Below are 16,843 nucleotides of genomic sequence, written 5' to 3'. Positions count from 1 at the left end.
CTTACTTCGCGCCATCCCACTGCTTCAGAATATCGGTTTTGACGCTTGCCGGCACCGGCACGTAATCAAGACGATAGGCTGCGGCATCACCGCTCTTGAGTGCGTAGCCGAAGAACTTGCGTACATCCGCGCCATGGGCGGTCTTGCCGGTGGGCACCGGAACCAGCACATAGGTGGGGGACATAATCGGCCATGCCCCTACGCCGGCGGTATCAAGCAGGTCAACTGCAAAGTGGGAAGCGTCTTTCCAGTCCGCTGCTGCCGCAGCACTGTTGAAGCTGTCCATGTCGGGCGATACAAAAACACCGCTATGATTCTTGAGTTTGACAGTCACCATGTGTGCATTGGCGGCAAAGGCATACTCAACATAGCCGATTGCGCCCTCGGTGTTCCGCACGGAAGCGGCCACGCCATCATTACCACGCGCGCCAATACCGCCGGGCCATGCAATGGAGGCACCCGTGCCCTGCCCTTCGCGCCATTCAGGCGATACGTGAGCCAGATAGCCGGTAAAAACAGCCGTCGTGCCCGAACCATCAGCGCGATGTACCGTTGCGATCGCGGTATCGGGCAGCTTCAGGCCGGGGTTCAGGGCAGCAATCCTGGGGTTGTTCCACTGGTCGATCTCGCCACGGTAAATGGCGGCCAGCGTGGGACCATCAAGCTGGAGTTTGTTGGCGGCAATACCAGGCAGGTTGATGACCGGCACGATCCCACCCATTACGGTCGGGAACTGGAACAGATGGGCGGCTTCCAGCTTCTGGCGCTCCATGGGCACATCAGATGCACCGAAATCAACCGTGCCAGCCAGGATCTGGTTCTGGCCCGCACTGGAGCCTACCGTCTGGTAATTGAGGTTAACGCCAGTCGCACTCCGCGCGTCTGCCCCCCAGGCTCCGTAAATGGGTGCAGCAAAGCTGGAACCGGCACCTGTAATATCCGCAGCATGCGCCATGACCGGCAGGGCGGTTGCCAACAGGGCACATGTAAGCATTCGGGCAGGAAAGTACATAATACTCATGTTCTCCGACATGAAGAAGACAGACGCGTCTGACCGTGAAGCCGACAGGACGGACAATAAAAAATTACTCATGCAAAATAAAATGATATATCCATGACAGTTTTATGAAGGAAATATGAATGCAGATATTCCCCGTTTTCCGGCTGTTTTACCACCTGTCCGTCGCCACATCATAAACATACGCCAGACTCACTACCCGGCAGTTATTAAATGGCAAATGGCAATCTGTTCTGCCTTCTCCATCACGAGTTCATACCATTGGGCAAGAATACGCCCAGTTTCCAGCTCTTCCTGTTTAAACCCGTTCCTCTGGGTGCTACGGGCCGTATGCCCCGACATATGGCAGGAATTGACACAGGATTACGTAATCCAAATCACTCCACGCACAAGTATACAATCCTGAATTGCGGCATCTCAGGAATTTTTATTACAAATTATATAAATAGTTACTTATGTACAATATTATCTACCATGGCATGCCGGAAATGGCAGAAATCATGTATACCGGATCATCCAGAACCGAGGCTGAGACATGCGATTACTCAATAAGGTGGCAATCGTTACCGGCGCCTCTTCCGGTATCGGCCCCGCAACCGCACTTCTGTTCGCACAGGAAGGTAGTGCGATTGTTGCGGTTAATGTTACGGAAGATGGCGCGCATGAGCGCGCCACAAGACGCGGCGCCTCATTCGTACTCCCATCACCAGACCCGACACACACGGATGCCATGGGAAAGTGGCATCCGGCAGCAGGGCTGGCAGCGGGAGCGCAGACTGATCAGGAACGGCTGTAAATATCTTCCAGCCTTACGATATCATCTTCACCCAGATAAGGACCGGACTGGACCTCGATCAACGTCAGGGGAATGCGACCGGGATTTTCAAGACGGTGGACGGTACCCAGTGGCAGATAGACACTCTCGTTCTCGCGCACCAGGATTATTTCCTCATCACGAGTGACATGTGCTGTGCCTTCCACCACAACCCAGTGCTCGGCGCGATGGAAATGCTTCTGTAGCGAAAGCTTTTCCCCCGGGTCCACCACGATGCGCTTGACCTGGAAGCGGCTGCCCTTGATCAGGGTCTCGTAAAAGCCCCACGGGCGGTAGCAGCGTGTATGGGCCGTTGCTTCCTTGCGCCCGGCTTTCTTGAGTTGGGCCACGATGGCTTTCACATCCTGCGCGTGCTGGCGATGCGTGACCAGCACCGCGTCATCCTTGACCACGACCAGCAGGTCTTCCACACCCGTCACGGCGGTCAGCACGCCGTCACTGCGCACGTAGCTGCCCGATGTGTTGTGCATGAACACATCCCCGATGCTGACATTGCCCGCATCATCCTTGGGACTGAGCTCCCACAACGCATCCCAACTGCCGACATCAGACCAGCCGAAATCACCTGGGATGACGGTCATGAGGCTGGTCCGTTCCGCCACGGCATAGTCGATCGAAATATCGGGGCATGCTGCAAAGGCGGTTGCATCCAGCCGCTCGAAATCAATGTCGGAGCGCCTCCTGTCCATGGCTTCGCGCACGGCGGCAACGATGGCGGGCTCGAATTTTTCCATCTCGGCCAACATGGTGCGGGCCGTAAAGACGAACATGCCCGAATTCCACAGAAAACGCCCGGATTCAAACATGGAGGCGGCCTTGTCCGCATCCGGTTTTTCAACAAATTTGGCAACGGAGAAAGCCCCGTCATACCCGTCCAGCGCCGCACCTTTTTCAATGTAACCGTAGCCGGTTTCCGCCCGGGTTGGCGTCATGCCAAAGGTCACGATACGGCCCGCACGCGCAATCTGTGCCGCCAGCGCCAGGGCAGGGCCGACATTCTGCGGCTTCTGCATCGCGGCATCGGCCGCCATGACCCACAGCACGGCATCGGGGTCGGTCTCAGCCGCCAGCACGGCGGCAGCCGTGATGGCGGGCGCCGAATTACGCCCCACCGGCTCCAGCAGGATATGCGCCCCCGTCACCCCCACTTCCTTGAGTTGTTCGGCCATGATGAAGCGGTGCTCGTTGTTACACACCACGATCGGCGCGCTGAACCCCGCGCCATGACTGCGCAGCGCGGTTTCCTGCACCATCGTATGCTTCGAGACCAGCGGCCAGAACTGCTTGGGGTAGGAACTGCGCGAGACGGGCCACAACCGGCTGCCACTACCGCCGGACAGGATAACCGGAACCACGAGAGAGGAGACCGGCTCCTGTTGCCGCGCCGCCTGCGTAATGGTCGTGCCCATCCATGACTCCTTAAAAAACGCCGTCAGCTTCGTGCCACGGCATGAATGAAACCTGTTTTACCGTCTGTACTAATGCATCTTCTGCGCCGCCTGCCGCAACATCTCGAGCGAGTCACGGAGTTGTATCGCCTTTTCGTAGTCTTCTATCTGCTGGTGATAGGCAGCGAACAGAATGGCATCGACACGGATGACCAGCTTGCGCAACCGCCAGAACTGTTCGGTATCGATGATCAGCGTGCGCGACATATCCTGCAACGCGCCAACCTGCACATACTTCCTGTTATGGATGGGGTCATCATGCAGTTCCTCAACAAAGATCGGGATGAAGCATAACGGGTCAGCGCAGGCCTCGGGCACGTAGGGGCGTATTTCATGCCCGTCATAGACCTTGACGCGGCTGACATCGAACTTGCGGTATTCCTGCACAAGCCATGCCATCTGTGAAGGCGGAGCAACACGTGTGAAATCCGCACGCGTGATATCCAGAAAGACGCGCCGGTTCCTGATGATCGTCTCGTCATATTCAGCAAGCTGGCGGGCATAGGCCGCTTCTTCCTGCGAATGCTTCATAAGCGTATTATGGCGGGCAAATCTGGCATCACTATGGTCGCTCCAGCGCAGGTAGCCCGCCATGGCCGCCAGCAGGGCCAACAGAAGCGGCATCGCAATACAGAACCAGCGGTGCCGCCTGACAAACCCCGGCACATCTGCGTGCCCGTAAATCTGTGCCGGATACATGCGCCGCCCCCTCTGTACGCGCCACTGCGCGCATCATCTCCATCCATGAACAGGAATGCCCCAGCGTAGCGGCAGTTCCCCACCCCGTACACACGACCGTTCCATCCCCCAGCCTAACAGAGGCACCATGGTTCCGCCATGCATGTCCCGTTCACGCGGTTTCGTGTGGGCCAGCAAGCCCTGCGGATGGTGCCTTCCAGCAGACCGTCTGTCAGGGAGGCGGGATATGATGTGCGGCCACCTGCCACATGGTGGGCTATGGCATGCTACCCGCTATCAATTCCATATACATTAGGATTGATAATATCTTATTCCTGAAGTGAAAAATCCACGCGCTGCGTGCACCGGCAGCATGGATCATGTCTTTCGGAAGACTACCCGAGCACGCAGGCCCATAATGCGGCACCAGCGAGGGCAATTATGACCATCCGGTACAGCATACGCCCTGCATGCCGCACGGAGCCGAGACTTTCCTCAGAAATAAATGGCAGAAATAATCAATTATTAATTGATCTGCCTTAGCCGGAAAGCAGTGCGGAGCATGAAGGCATGACTCCGCAACGCACCAAGCTCCAGCCAAGGTAACGATATTGTCCGCGGATCTGCTCCTGACCCTGACCCCAGCCGAACAACAGGACCTCAACCTCATCAGGGAATCCGGTCAGTTCGATGCGGAATTCTATCTTGCCACCAATCAGGACATTGCAGGGTCCGGCTATGAGCCGCTGGTCCATTACGTCAAATACGGCTTTCGCGAAGGTCGTCGCCCCAACCGTAATTTCCGCCCTGCCCTGTATGTGACGCAGCACCCCGATGCGGCGGCAGAGAACCGCAACCCCTTCATCCATTTCCTGCAGGCCCATGGCGGCTGCCATGTCGCCCATCACGGCCTGCTGACACGCTTCCGGCTGGAAGACCTGAGCCTTGGGGTCCGAACACTGGAACAACTGCCGTTCTTTGAACCCGCCGATTATCATGACCTGAACCGCGACGTAACCAGCAGTACGACCGACCTTGCGGAACATGCACTACTGTATGGCGTGCCGGAAGGACGGCGCATCTTCAAGGCGCTGCGCGTATCCGAAACGCTGGGCACCCTGTGTATCGGCACTGACCCCGATGAGGCGGCCCATACGGCCCCCGATGGCCCGGTGCCTGACAGTATCGGCATTTTCTACAATTCGGGCGGTAACGTCTTCATCCATGAAATTGCAGCCGACCTTCAGCGTACCCTGACTGACGCGGGGCTGAACTGCGCCCTTCTGGATGAAAACACCGACCCTGAACTGCGCCCTGAACTGTGCATATTCGTTGCCCCGCATGAGTTCTTCCATATCGGACGCGGGCAGGTCTGGGCTACGGGCAGCATCATTCAGGATGCCATCATGTTCAACACCGAACAGCCACAGACCCTGTGGTTCGAACGCGGCATCCCCTTCCTGCTCATGTCCGCTGGCGTGATCGATATCTGTCACCAGATGGCCAGGAGCTTCCGCCAGGCCGGCATGCCCGCCATCCATTTCACGCCCAATATCGACGGCACGCGCAGCTACCTGCAAAAGGCGGACATGGATCATCCCATGGTGCGTGTCCTGCCGCCAGCCTGCCGCAAGCAACCCGACCCGCTGACACCCTTTACCCGGCGGCAACTGGACGTAAGTTTCTTTGGCGGTAGTTCTCCCCACCGCGAAAAGTTCTTCGCCCGCAATGCCGGTTTCTTAGCGCAGTACCGCAATTACTTTTATTATCGGAAATTCACGACACCGATTGACAGCAGTCCGCGTGACCGACTGCTCTCTCGCTTGGCCACCCATGTTGCGGGGCATTCGCGCATTGCACTGAACATCCACCGCGATGAATACGGTTTTTTTGAATGGCACCGCATTGTAAAGGGCGCGATGGCCAATGGCAGCGTGGTCGTGTCCGAACCATGCCTGCCACACCCGGTTTTTCAGCCCAATGTTCATTTTCTGGAAGAAACCGGTCGCCACATCCCCAACCTGATCGAATGGCTGTTGCACACGCCCGATGGCAAAGCCAGGGCGGAGGAAATCCGTACCGCCGCGCTAAACCTGATTGGCACCCCCGCCCATAATCGCGCCCGTTGCGCGCAGATTCGCGGGTTCATCTCGTATGTATGGAGCACGCCAGAAGCATGAGCCTCAATGCCCCGTGGATGGCCACCGGCCAGACCGTCTGCACGTTCAAAAGCCGCCGCAGGCAGCCTGCGGACCTGATCAGTATCTGTCTGACCAATTACAATTATGGCCGCTACATCATCGCAGCGCTCGACTCCCTGGCCGCCCAGACCCATGCGGCCCTTGATTTAGTAGTCGTGGACGACCAGTCCACACAAGATGAATCCGTAGCCCTGATCGCCGCCTGGATGGAGGCCAACCATAAACGGTTCTGGCGCGCCACCCTGATCGTACATGCACGTAACCAGGGCCCCTCCGCCGCGCGGAACACTGCATTCCACCATGCTGTGGGGACGTTCGTATTCGTGATGGACGCAGACAATATAATCTACCCCCGCGCCCTTGGCCGCCTGCATGAAGCCGCGCGCGATGGCGGGTTTGACGCCACGTACAGCCAGATCGAGTTCTTCGGGCGCGAGCAGCACATCGGTTCGGCCGACATATGGGACCCAACCCAGATGGCGCGCGAGAATTATGTGGATGTCATGGCTCTCATCCGTCGGCAGGCATGGATGGATGTCGATGGCTACAGCCATATCGATGAAGGGTGGGAGGATTATGATTTCTGGCTGAAATTCATGGATCACGGACTGGAAGCAGGCTACGTGCCCGAGATCCTGTGCCGCTATCGTGTGCATGGCAATTCCCGCACCACGAACGATGCCTGGGCCGCCCATGAAAGCCTGCGCGCCATCATGGCCTTCCGACACCCCGAACTAACCGCCCGCGCCCGTGCTGCCACATCGGTCGTCAAGACCTAGCAGCCTGTCGGGTTGGGCATTTCCAGGGCCTGTTAGATCTTGAAATTCTTCCTATATTATAGGGATGGAAGAAGGAGACGGAACAGGCCCTAGCCCTTCCCAACCCGACAGGCTGCTAAAAGCATTTTCAGGAGCAAGCCAGTGAAATGGTCCGCAAACGCCTGAAAGTTTTTGGTGAAGCTTTTTTCAAAAAGCTTCAGAGACCATCACCCTTTTAAAAAGAGGTGGCACTTGGGAATTTTATTGTTTTCAACAATACGTTAATTTAAAATATTCTCTTAATCAGAGCATATTTCCGCAAGTCATGCCTGCCTCTATAATGGCAGGCATGACAGTACTCCCTTTCCCTACTACGCCAGAATGCATGGACCGCCGAATTATCGTGACCGGTTGCGACAGCGCGTATTTCGTACTGGTGGCGGAACTCATCGCCTCCGTCCGCGCGCACATGGCCACCCCCATCGCGGTGATCGACTGCGGCATGACGGCACAGCAGGTGGCCAGCCTGCACCAGCAGGGGATACGGGTCCTAGCCCCCTATATTCCCGATTATACGCCACAGCATATCCTGCGTCGCCGCCCCAGTCTGGGCATCAACATATGCAAGCTGTGGCTGGACCGGATGCTGCCGGACTGCGACCTGATCCTGTGGCTGGATGCCGATACATGGGTGCAGGATGGTATGGCGATCGAACGCCTGTTTGCGGCCGCGAACAGTGGCACGCTGGCCATCGTGCCCGAAATCGGGGCCAAACGCGCCGACTTGCTAGGCGTACGCTGGATCTGCCCTGGATGGATGCAGATCCGGTCATTCCTGTATAAAAATGCGACCCGCGCGCGCCTGTCCTTTGCCATACGCCGGCGCATTGGTGCAAAGCCGCTGCTCAATGCCGGCGTATTCTGCCTGCACCGCAAGGCCACGATCTGGCCGGTGCTACGGCGCTGGCAGGAAATGATCCTGCCCCGCCGTAACACCGCCTTCACACAGGACCAGCTATGCATGGCGCTGGCGGTTTATATCGACGGCCTGCCCGTAACATTCCTCGACAACAGCCACAATTACCTAGGCCCCTGGCTGCTGGATGAGACCACAGGTCAACTTGCCAACCTGTTTTTTCCCCATCCGCCAGTCGGCATTGTGCACATGGCCTCGCAAAAAGCGATGCGTGCGGCGCTGGAAAACACCATGCCCGTGCCTACGGTGCAAGGCGGGCAGGCGACGGTCAACCTGCGTTATGGCGCCATGCGCCTACGCCGGGCTGCCGCTACTGCCCCCTGATGGCGCCGTGACCTTCCCGGCACGGGCAGCCTGCACCTTTTCGGCCGCAGCGGTCAGTTGCTGGGCGAGATTAAGGGCAAGCTCGGGGGGCAGTACGGTTACAACCCGCCTGTCACCCTTGGGCATGTGCTCGGGCGCCGTCGCCATGAACAGGTCCATGACCACAATGGAATCCTGCACCGCTTCTGCCCCGCAGCTTACGGTAGGGTAAACCATGGCTCGGCCGGTTGCATCACGCTCCGCCGTCATGGCCGCGATATCCCGCCCAGTCCCCTGCCGCCACGTGGCGGGGGGCGTGGCGGTTCACGCCGCAGTTCTAGGTTCAGGTCCTGTATGGTCCTGCGCGCGATCGCCAGTTCGTCACGCAAGCGGGCAAGTTCTGTCTTGAGCGCCGCAATTTCAGCCCGCAACGCGGGAGGGTGATCAGCCATCTGCAACACATTCCTTACGTTATCAGGAGCTTTTGGCCGTAGCCGCGAAACGTGCGCGCACCTGCTCGAACAATGTGCGGGCCGCCATATCCTTGGGGTCGGTATGCTCCATGTGGTGGCGCATACGGGCTGCGATCTCATCAGCATGCAGCACCTTTGCCTCCACCAGCATCTGCATGAGGTCCATGACCACAAGCTGCTGGGCCGCGATCATCCTGACCACAGGCATGACCTTGGCCTGCGCCGCATCGCCTGCCGCCTGCGCAAGTGCCTGGCGCAACTGGTCGGTTATTGCCTGTTCGTTCATGATTGCGCTACTCCGCTCCTGTCGTCATGTAGCATACATGGTGATGGCAAACCGCCGACACAGCAATGCCGCCCGTGCAGGGCGGCCCATGAGCCTGCGCCATATCTCGCCCGTTCCAGGACCGTAAACCGCCATGCCGCCGCCCGTCATTCCCGATGATGAATTACATGTGACCTATATCCTGGCCTCCGGTCCCGGGGGGCAGAACGTCAACAAGGTGGCAACGGCGGCCCAACTGCGCTTTGACGTACGCAATTCTCCTTCTCTACCACCACGCACCAAGCACAGACTGACCGAGGTAGCGGGCAGCCGGATGACGGGCGATGGCGTGATCGTGCTGACCGCGCGCCGCTTCCGCAGCCAGACCCGTAACCGCGAGGATGCGGTTGCCCGCCTGCACGAGATGATCGGGGAGGCCAGCACGGTACAGGCCTATCGCGTACCCACCCGCCCCTCACGCAGCCAGCGCCGCAAGCGGCTGGACAACAAGCAGCACCGCAGCCGCATCAAGCAGGGGCGCAGCGGCCGCTTTACGGACTGAGGGCGCGTATGCCTGAGAAAAATAACAGACGTTTTTGGGTGCCGCCTTTTTTCACAAAGGCGACATTCCTTGAAGCGTTTTGGATAATCCCCAATAGACCCTGAAAAAGCTTCACCAAAAACTTCTTGCATTACCCCTTACGGACCGCAGCCTTCTGCCCCTTGGGCGCAGGGGGCGGCGGTGTGTGCTCGGTCCAGCCACCGCCCAGCGCGCGATAGAGCGTCACAAGGTTCTGGTAGCGCGAGACGGCAATCGTGATCTGCCACTGCTGCGCCTGAAGGTAATTACGCTGCGAGACCAGCGAGGTCAGGTACGAATCTGTCCCGGCCCTGTAGCGCATCATTGCCAGGCGATAGGCATCTCCGGTCGTTGAGACATATGTATTCATCTGTCCCGTCTCGTCACGGTAAGTGTCACGCGCGGCCAGCGCATCCGCCACTTCGCGGAAGGCAGACTGCACGGTCTTTTCATACGCTGCGGCCTTGGAGGCCCGCATGGCGCGCGAAGCCTTCAGGTTGCCGCTGTTCTGTCCCCAGTTGAGCAGGGGCACCTGCAACTGGGGCGACACGCCCCATGTCGTGGCGGCCGAGGTGAACAGTTTGTGCGGCTGCAGGCTGCTGATCCCGTCCGATGCCGTAAGGGTTATGCGCGGGTAGAAGGCCGCCTTGGCGGCCCCGATATCCGCATTGGCCGCCAGCAGGTCATGCTCGGCAGACATGATGTCGGGCCGGTGTTCCAGCACATCGGCTGGCAAACCCGGCGGCAGGTCCTGCATGATGGTCTGTTCCCCCAGCGGGCGGGCGGGGGGCAGGTTATCAGGTATCGGTTCACCGATCAGCAGCGTGATCAGGTTTTCATCCTGCGCCACATGCCGGCGCGATTCATCGCGAAAGGCGCCACTCTGCGCCACCTGTGTCTCGGTCTGGCGCACGGTCATCTCATCCGTCTCGCCATGGGTGAAACGGGCCTTGACCATATCCAGCGTGGCCTGCTGCGACGCCATGGTCTGATCGGACAGATGCAACTGCGCCTGATCCCCCAGCCACGAAATATAGGCCGTGGCCACCTGTGAGATGATGCTGATCAGCATGGCACGCGCATTCTCACGCTGCATCAGCGCATGCTCGGCTGCCTCACGCGACAGGCTGCGGATACGGCCGAACAGATCAATTTCGTAAGACGAAACGCCAATACCCATCTGGTAGTACTTAAACAGGGGCGGGCTACCGGTATCCAGACCTGGCGCAAAGCTCAGACCAGCCGCGCCGGAAGGTGCCTGGAACATCGCCTGTCCACCGCCACTGATGGCGGGAAACAGACCGGCATGCTGGATATCGAATTGCCCCTGCGCACGGCGTATATCAGCCGCTGCCTGCCGCAGGTCACGGTTTTCACGTATGGCAATGGCAATCAGCGCCTTGAGCCGTGGGTCGGTAAAGAACTCCGCCCAGCCCAGATCCGCCGCCAGCGGATTTTCCACCACGGGTTGCCCGGTATTGGCATAGGCGGGCCATGCCTTGGCCAGTGGCGGCGCGGGGCGCTTGTAATGCGGGATCATGGTACAACCCGCCAGCAGCAGGCCCGCCATGCCAGCAGTCCCTGCGCGCCTGAGTATGGAGAGAACAGTCATCTGGATTACTCTCCCTTTGTCCGTTCGGACAGGCGCTTTACCCGGAACAGGCGCAGGACAACGACAAAAAACAGTGGCACGAAATACACGGCCAGCAGGGTTGCCGTAACCATGCCCCCCACCACAGCGGTGCCAATGGCCACACGCGCGGCGGAACCGGCCCCCGTGGCGATGGCCAGCGGGAACACACCCACCACGAAAGCAATGGAGGTCATGAGGATGGGCCGCAGGCGCTCGCGCCCGGCTTCCAGCACCGATTCCTCCAGTGTGGCGCCATTCTCGAAAAACGCCTTGGCGAATTCCACGATCAGGATGGCATTCTTCACCGCCAGCCCCACCGTGGTCAGCAGGCCAACCTGAAAATAGACATCATTGGCAAGGCCCCGCCCCAAGGTTGCGACAATCGCCCCCAGCACGCCTAGCGGGATGACCAGCAGCACGGCAAACGGAATGGCCCAGCTTTCGTACAGTGCGGCCAGACAGAACAGGATGACAATGAGCGCCAGCGCATAAAGCGGGCCGGTGGAGGCGCCTGATGCCATCTGCTCATACGACAGGCCGGTCCACTCATACCCAACGCCCGGCGGCAGCTTGGCCAGCACATCCTTGATGGCGGCAATCGAGTCACCCGAACTGTAACCGGCGGCAGGCTGACCAAGAATTTCAAAGGCGTTCAGGCCGTTATAGTCCTCCACCTTCTGCGGTCCCATGATCCACTGCCCGGATACAAAGGCATTGAACGGAACCATCGCGCCGGTTGCGTTGCGGATGTACCATTTGTTCAGGTCATCAGGGATCATGCGCGCATCGGGTTCGCCCTGGATATAGACCTGCTTCACACGGTCATCCCGCAGGAACTGGTTGACATAGATCGACCCCAGCGCCCCTTCGATGGTGGTGTTGATATCGGCAATGGTGAGGCCCAGCGCATTGGCTTTCTCACGGTCGATATCCAGATGGTACTGCGCTGCGTCCTCCATGCCGTTAGGGCGCACGGCGGTCAGACGATGGTCCTTGGCCGCAAGACCCAGCACCATGTTGCGCGCTTCCAGCATCCTGGCATGACCAAGGTGGCCACGGTCTTCCAGTTCCACATCAAACCCGGTGGCGTTGCCCAGTTCCAGTACGGCAGGCGGGTTGATGGCAAATATCTGGGCGGCCGGATTCATCCAGAAATGCATCATGATGCGCATGGCAATCGCAGCCGATGTCTGTGATGCGGCGGGGCGGTCATCCCAGTCCTTGAGCCGGATGAAGAAAGCGCCAGCACTCTGCCCCTGGCCTGCAAAGTTGAATCCGTTCATGGAATAAACGGATTCAACATTCCTGCCTTCGGTCTTGAGGATATAGTCCGCAACCATGTGGTTGACCGCCGCCGTCTGCTCCAGGGTGGAACTGGGTGGCATGGTGATCTGGCCAAAGATCAGGCCCTGGTCCTCATCGGGCAGGAAGCCCGTGGGCAGGCGCATAAACAGGAAGCCCACCCCGACCGTAATCACAACGAACGCCAGCATGGACACGCCGGCATGGCCCAGCACGCGGTTCACACCATTCTGGTAGCCATTGGTCAACCGGCTGAAGTGGCGGTTGAACCAGCCCGCGGCACCCGTTGTCTTTTCATGCGTGCCAGGCTTGAGCATGGTGGCGCACAGGGCCGGTGTCATGACCATGGCCACCAGAACCGAAAGCCACATGGCCGCGACAATGGTGATGGAGAACTGCCGGTAAATCACCCCCGTGGACCCGCCAAACGCGGCCATGGGCAGGAACACTGCGGTAAGCACCAGAACGATGCCAACCAGCGCGCCCGAGATCTCATCCATGGACTGGCGGGCCGCTTCGGGGGGGGAGAGTTTCTTCTCCGTCATCACGCGCTCGACATTCTCGACCACCACGATGGCGTCATCCACCAGAAGGCCCACCGCCAGCACCATGGCCAGCATGGTCAGCGTATTGATGGAAAAGCCAAGGGCGGCAAGGATGCCAAACGTACCCAGCAGCACCACCGGCACCGCGATGGTGGGGATCAGGGTGGCGCGGAAGTTCTGCAGGAAGACCAGCATCACCAGGAACACCAGCACGATCGCTTCCGCCAGCGTGATGACCACTTCCTTGATCGACAGGACGATGAACGGCTCGGTATCCAGCGGATAGACGGTCTTGAGCCCGGGCGGGAAGAACTGTTCGAGTTCCTTTATCTGCTCGCGCACCGCAGTTTCGGTCTGGAGCTGGTTGGCCCCCGGTGCAAGCTTCAGGGCCATGCCCGAAGCCGGCATATTGTTGTAGAAGGAATGGGTATTGTAGGTCTGCGGTCCCAGTTCCACGCGCGCCACATCGCGTATGCGCACCTGCGAGCCATCCTGCTGCACCTTGAGCAGGATCTTGCCGAACTCCTCGGGCGAATGCAGGCGGGTCGGGCCGATGATGGTCGCATCCAGCCGCGCGCCCTTGGTGGCGGGCACACCACCCAGTTCACCCGATGAAACCTGGATGTTCTGCGTCTGGATCGCGGTCTGCACGTCGCCAACCGTCAGGGCGTATTTGTACAGCTTTGAAGGGTCGAGCCAGATCCGCATAGCGTATTCCGCGCCGAACAGCGTGTGGTCCCCCACGCCGGTCACACGGCTGAGCGGATCGGAAATGTTAGAAGCCACATAATCCGCGATATCAGCGCCCGTCATGCTGTTATCGGTCGAGATGAAGGCAATGACCATCATGAAGTTCTTGACGGCCTTGGTAATGCTCAGCCCCTGCGCCGTAACTTCCTGCGGCAGCTTGGGCTGGGCCAGTTGCAGCTTGTTCTGCACCTGCACCTGCGCGATGTCGGGGTTGGTCCCCTGCGCGAAGGTCAGGTCGATTTCCATCTGTCCCGAGGCATAGGACTGGGACGAAATATATTCCAGATGATCGAGGCCGAACATCTGCTGCAGGATCGGGCGCACGACCGTATCGTTCACCGTATCGGCGGACGCACCGGGATAGGTGACCGTTATGGCAATCTGTGGCGGCGCGATGGAGGGATACTGCGCAATGGGCAGCCTGAAGATGGAGACTCCGCCCACAAGCATGATGATCAGCCCGATCACCCACGCAAAGACAGGCCGGTCAATGAAGAAGCGCGACAATGACATGAGGCGTTATCCTGCCTTGGCCGGGACGGCCGCATCTGTGGCGGCAGCATCGGTGGGGGTCACCGTATCGCCGGCATGAATTTTCTGTATGCCCTGCACCACCACGCGCTCGCCGCTTTTCAGGCCAGCGGTCACAAGCCAGTTCGTGCCGATAGCCTGCCCCACCACGACCGGGCGCAGGCTAACCTTGTTGTCGGCATCCACCACCCACACCTGCGGATCCCCGTGAGAATTGCGCAGCACGCCTTCCTGCGGCACCAGCAGGGCGGCGGGGTCAATACCTTCCGCCAACTGGGCACGGACATACATGCCCGGCAGCAACAGGCGCTCGGGGTTGGGCATGACCGCACGCACCACCACGGTAGCGGTTGTTTCATCCACATTGACTTCGGAAAATTCCATGCGACCGGAATGCTCGTAGGTCGTACCATCCTCCAGCGCGATGGTAATGCTGGCCGCGTTGTCGCCCACGCGCGTCAGCCGCCCCTGCGCCAGTTCACGCTTGAAGCGCAGCAGTTCGGTCGCGGGCAGGTTCACGTCCACATAAATCGGATCGAGCCGGGTTACGATCGCCACGTTATTGGTCTGGCTGGCGGTAACCAGCGCGCCCACGGTCAGGATCGAACGACCGATCCGCCCGGTAATGGGCGCATTCATGTGCGTATAGCCCAGATCGACCATCGCCCGTTCAAGCTGGCCCTTGGCGGCCTGGATATCGCCCTGCGCCCCACGCTCGGCGGCAAGGGCGTCGTCATATTCCTGTTGACTTACGGCATGCGCCTTGAGCAGCGGCCCGTAGCGGTTCAGCTTGGCACGGGCTGTTACCTCATTGGCCTGGGCATGCAGAAGCTGACCCTGCGCCGTATCCACAGCAGCCTGATAGATGCCGGGATCAATCTGGTACAGCTGTTGGCCAGCCTGTACATCCGTGCCTTCCTGGAACAGGCGCTTCTGGATCACTCCACTGACCTGCGGTCGCACCTGTGCGATTTCAAACGCCTCGGTCCGGCCGGGCAGTTGGGTCGTAATCTGTACCGGCTGCGCCTGGAGGGTAACCACCCTGACCGGCTGGGGCGGCAGCTTGGGGGCGGCTGCATGCCGCTGGCAGGCCGCAAGAGACAGTATCAGTGCCGCCGGGGCTACGATACGGGAGTAATGCATCATGGTCACCAACCGGCCTGTTCGCCGCTATGTAGAATATGTTTCCGGGCAACGTCCATGTCGTGTGCCACACATGGCTGCCACAGGAACGCCAAATAACGAAACCATTTGGTTTTCAATGAATAGAAAACTATATCGTCTCCATAAGACGGTCAAGCTGGGCTTCCGTGTAAAATCGGTCGGAGCATGTTACGAATGAGTAAGAATGGACATGAAGTGCAACTGCCTTCCCCTGACGGATGCGACAGTCGCAGGCGTGGTCCAGGCCGACCGCCGGAAATGGAAGAATGCGAACGGCGCGAGCGGATACTCGACGCGGCCAGCACGGTGCTGCAGGAATGTGGCTACCATGCCGCATCCATGGACAAGGTGGCGCAGCATTCCGCCATGTCCAAGCGCACGCTGTACCAGATGTTCAATTCCAAGCAGGACCTGTTCCACACACTGGTCAGCAGCCGGCTGTTCAATGTTACGGCCCCGTTCTGCCATGACATAACAGACCCCGCGAACGAACTGACAAACCTGCTGCTGGCGCTGGGCGGGATCATCCTGCGCCCCGACCGGATAAGCCTGATCCGCGCGCTGATCACGGAATCGCAGGAATCGGCTGACATCCGCCAGATCCTGACCAGCCTGCGCTGTGGCGGCCGGGATAATGTCCTGACCAACTGGCTGTCGTGCTACATGCGGCGGGAAGGGTACAAGGTGGAAGATGTTGCGATGTATGGCAACATGCTTTTCGGCATGACGATTGGCGACCTGATGCTGCAGAACCTGGCCTGTGCATCGGAGCCATCATGGATCGACCGCATGATCCGCCCGCGCTTCGAGTGCGCGGTACGAATTTTCCTTGCGGGGCTGGAGAATGGATGCCGCGCACCGGCAGCGTGACCGGCGGCGCGTACCAGATTGCGGTTACCGATTATCGGCGCTGGCTTCCCGCCCGCAGGTCAGCACCCGGCACAGAGTGCGCGCAGCCGGTCCGGCAGGCCGGTGATGTTGGCCATGTCTACTGTTCACATCCAGTTGGTCGGGCCGTTGGGGGATATAATACACCGCCGCCTCCAGCCCCGCATGGTGCGGGTAGAGCAGCATGAGCCGCCGACAGTCATAGATCCGTGCATGAGCCATCATCTGGTAGACATCGCTCTGGCTGACATCCTGTTTGGGGTCATCCATCCGGCGGGTCAGGCGTTTCCATTTGGTATCGATAGCCTGCACGATCATACCGCCGCGCATGACCAGGATATCGGGAAGGGTCTGGAACACTCCCTTTTATCAGACGTGTACAGGCCAGGCCGCCTGCCCCCCGGTGTGGTGACACGCAGCCCCGTAGTGCAACCGCCAGCTTGCAGGCAATGTATTTTTTTAAACAGGCCGTTCATCCAGAACAGCAGGGCTTGC

The 16,843-nt window shown here is 59.4% G+C and carries 16 protein-coding genes; 6 read left to right on the top strand and 10 right to left on the bottom strand.

Going from position 1 to position 16,843, the window contains the following annotated elements:
• Window position 1: 1 nt before the first annotated feature.
• Window positions 2-994 (bottom strand): phosphate ABC transporter substrate-binding protein PstS, encoded by a 993-nt coding sequence (pstS, locus tag GLX_RS12310; RefSeq protein WP_041247405.1) that lies wholly within the window; start codon window positions 992-994, stop codon window positions 2-4.
• A gap of 559 nt (window positions 995-1,553) precedes the next feature.
• Between pstS and GLX_RS12305 the strand changes: the two genes are divergently transcribed.
• Window positions 1,554-1,814: an SDR family NAD(P)-dependent oxidoreductase gene (locus GLX_RS12305; protein WP_041247404.1), complete on the top strand. Its 261-nt coding sequence runs from the start codon at window positions 1,554-1,556 to the stop codon at window positions 1,812-1,814.
• On the opposite strand, the gene GLX_RS12300 is transcribed toward GLX_RS12305, so the two are convergent.
• Window positions 1,799-3,262 (bottom strand): mannose-1-phosphate guanylyltransferase/mannose-6-phosphate isomerase, encoded by a 1,464-nt coding sequence (locus tag GLX_RS12300; RefSeq protein ID WP_014106283.1) that lies wholly within the window; start codon window positions 3,260-3,262, stop codon window positions 1,799-1,801. The two genes, GLX_RS12305 and GLX_RS12300, sit on opposite strands and share 16 nt — an antisense overlap.
• A 69-nt stretch (window positions 3,263-3,331) precedes the next feature.
• Window positions 3,332-3,925: a hypothetical protein gene (locus tag GLX_RS12295; protein ID WP_228391319.1), complete on the bottom strand. Its 594-nt coding sequence runs from the start codon at window positions 3,923-3,925 to the stop codon at window positions 3,332-3,334.
• A 665-nt stretch (window positions 3,926-4,590) separates the two neighbouring features.
• On the opposite strand from GLX_RS12295, the gene GLX_RS12290 reads away from it, so the two are divergent.
• The 3 genes from GLX_RS12290 to GLX_RS12280 all read left to right on the top strand — a co-directional run bounded on the left by GLX_RS12290 (window position 4,591) and on the right by GLX_RS12280 (window position 8,238).
• Complete coding sequence (locus GLX_RS12290) at window positions 4,591-6,159, top strand: CgeB family protein (RefSeq protein ID WP_014106281.1); 1,569 nt, start codon at window positions 4,591-4,593, stop codon at window positions 6,157-6,159.
• A complete protein-coding gene (locus GLX_RS12285) occupies window positions 6,156-6,959 on the top strand; it encodes a glycosyltransferase family 2 protein (RefSeq protein ID WP_014106280.1) in 804 nt (267 codons plus the stop codon). Before GLX_RS12290 ends, GLX_RS12285 begins: the two co-directional genes overlap by 4 nt.
• 364 nt (window positions 6,960-7,323) lie before the next feature.
• A complete protein-coding gene (locus GLX_RS12280; RefSeq protein WP_014106279.1) occupies window positions 7,324-8,238 on the top strand; it encodes a glycosyltransferase family protein in 915 nt (304 codons plus the stop codon).
• Here GLX_RS12280 and GLX_RS12275 read toward each other — a convergent pair.
• Genes GLX_RS12275 through GLX_RS12265 form a run of 3 tightly spaced genes read right to left on the bottom strand, consistent with a single transcriptional unit; the run spans window position 8,209 to window position 8,976 of the window.
• Complete coding sequence (locus GLX_RS12275) at window positions 8,209-8,487, bottom strand: hypothetical protein (RefSeq protein ID WP_014106278.1); 279 nt, start codon at window positions 8,485-8,487, stop codon at window positions 8,209-8,211. The genes GLX_RS12280 and GLX_RS12275 overlap by 30 nt on opposite strands.
• Entirely contained in the window at window positions 8,484-8,669 is a 186-nt protein-coding gene (locus tag GLX_RS12270; protein WP_014106277.1) for a hypothetical protein, read from the bottom strand. Before GLX_RS12270 ends, GLX_RS12275 begins: the two co-directional genes overlap by 4 nt.
• 22 nt (window positions 8,670-8,691) lie before the next feature.
• Window positions 8,692-8,976 (bottom strand): hypothetical protein, encoded by a 285-nt coding sequence (locus GLX_RS12265; protein WP_014106276.1) that lies wholly within the window; start codon window positions 8,974-8,976, stop codon window positions 8,692-8,694.
• Between the two features lie 133 nt (window positions 8,977-9,109).
• Here GLX_RS12265 and arfB point away from each other — a divergent pair, with 133 nt between their 5' ends.
• Window positions 9,110-9,517: an alternative ribosome rescue aminoacyl-tRNA hydrolase ArfB gene (gene arfB, locus GLX_RS12260; RefSeq protein WP_014106275.1), complete on the top strand. Its 408-nt coding sequence runs from the start codon at window positions 9,110-9,112 to the stop codon at window positions 9,515-9,517.
• A 130-nt stretch (window positions 9,518-9,647) separates the two neighbouring features.
• On the opposite strand, the gene GLX_RS12255 is transcribed toward arfB, so the two are convergent.
• From GLX_RS12255 to GLX_RS12245, 3 genes are read right to left on the bottom strand one after another with little or no spacing between them, the layout of a single operon-like run.
• A complete protein-coding gene (locus GLX_RS12255; RefSeq protein ID WP_014106274.1) occupies window positions 9,648-11,147 on the bottom strand; it encodes an efflux transporter outer membrane subunit in 1,500 nt (499 codons plus the stop codon).
• A gap of 5 nt (window positions 11,148-11,152) precedes the next feature.
• Complete coding sequence (locus GLX_RS12250; protein WP_014106273.1) at window positions 11,153-14,278, bottom strand: efflux RND transporter permease subunit; 3,126 nt, start codon at window positions 14,276-14,278, stop codon at window positions 11,153-11,155.
• Between the two features lie 6 nt (window positions 14,279-14,284).
• Window positions 14,285-15,442 (bottom strand): efflux RND transporter periplasmic adaptor subunit, encoded by a 1,158-nt coding sequence (locus GLX_RS12245; RefSeq protein ID WP_014106272.1) that lies wholly within the window; start codon window positions 15,440-15,442, stop codon window positions 14,285-14,287.
• Window positions 15,443-15,634: 192 nt separating this feature from the next.
• On the opposite strand from GLX_RS12245, the gene GLX_RS12240 reads away from it, so the two are divergent.
• Window positions 15,635-16,330 carry a TetR/AcrR family transcriptional regulator gene (locus GLX_RS12240; protein WP_041247403.1) on the top strand — a complete coding sequence of 232 codons (696 nt, stop codon included), beginning with the start codon at window positions 15,635-15,637 and terminating at the stop codon, window positions 16,328-16,330.
• Between the two features lie 24 nt (window positions 16,331-16,354).
• Here GLX_RS12240 and GLX_RS12235 read toward each other — a convergent pair whose 3' ends face one another.
• Window positions 16,355-16,708 (bottom strand): 5-methylcytosine restriction system specificity protein McrC, encoded by a 354-nt coding sequence (locus GLX_RS12235; RefSeq protein WP_041247402.1) that lies wholly within the window; start codon window positions 16,706-16,708, stop codon window positions 16,355-16,357.
• Window positions 16,709-16,843 lie beyond the last annotated feature (135 nt).

Origin of the sequence: Komagataeibacter medellinensis NBRC 3288, from assembly GCF_000182745.2 — a bacterium.
GTDB classification, from domain to species: domain Bacteria; phylum Pseudomonadota; class Alphaproteobacteria; order Acetobacterales; family Acetobacteraceae; genus Komagataeibacter; species Komagataeibacter medellinensis.
The sequence above is the reverse complement of the archived record's forward strand: the minus strand, read 5'-3'. Positions and strand labels throughout refer to the sequence as shown.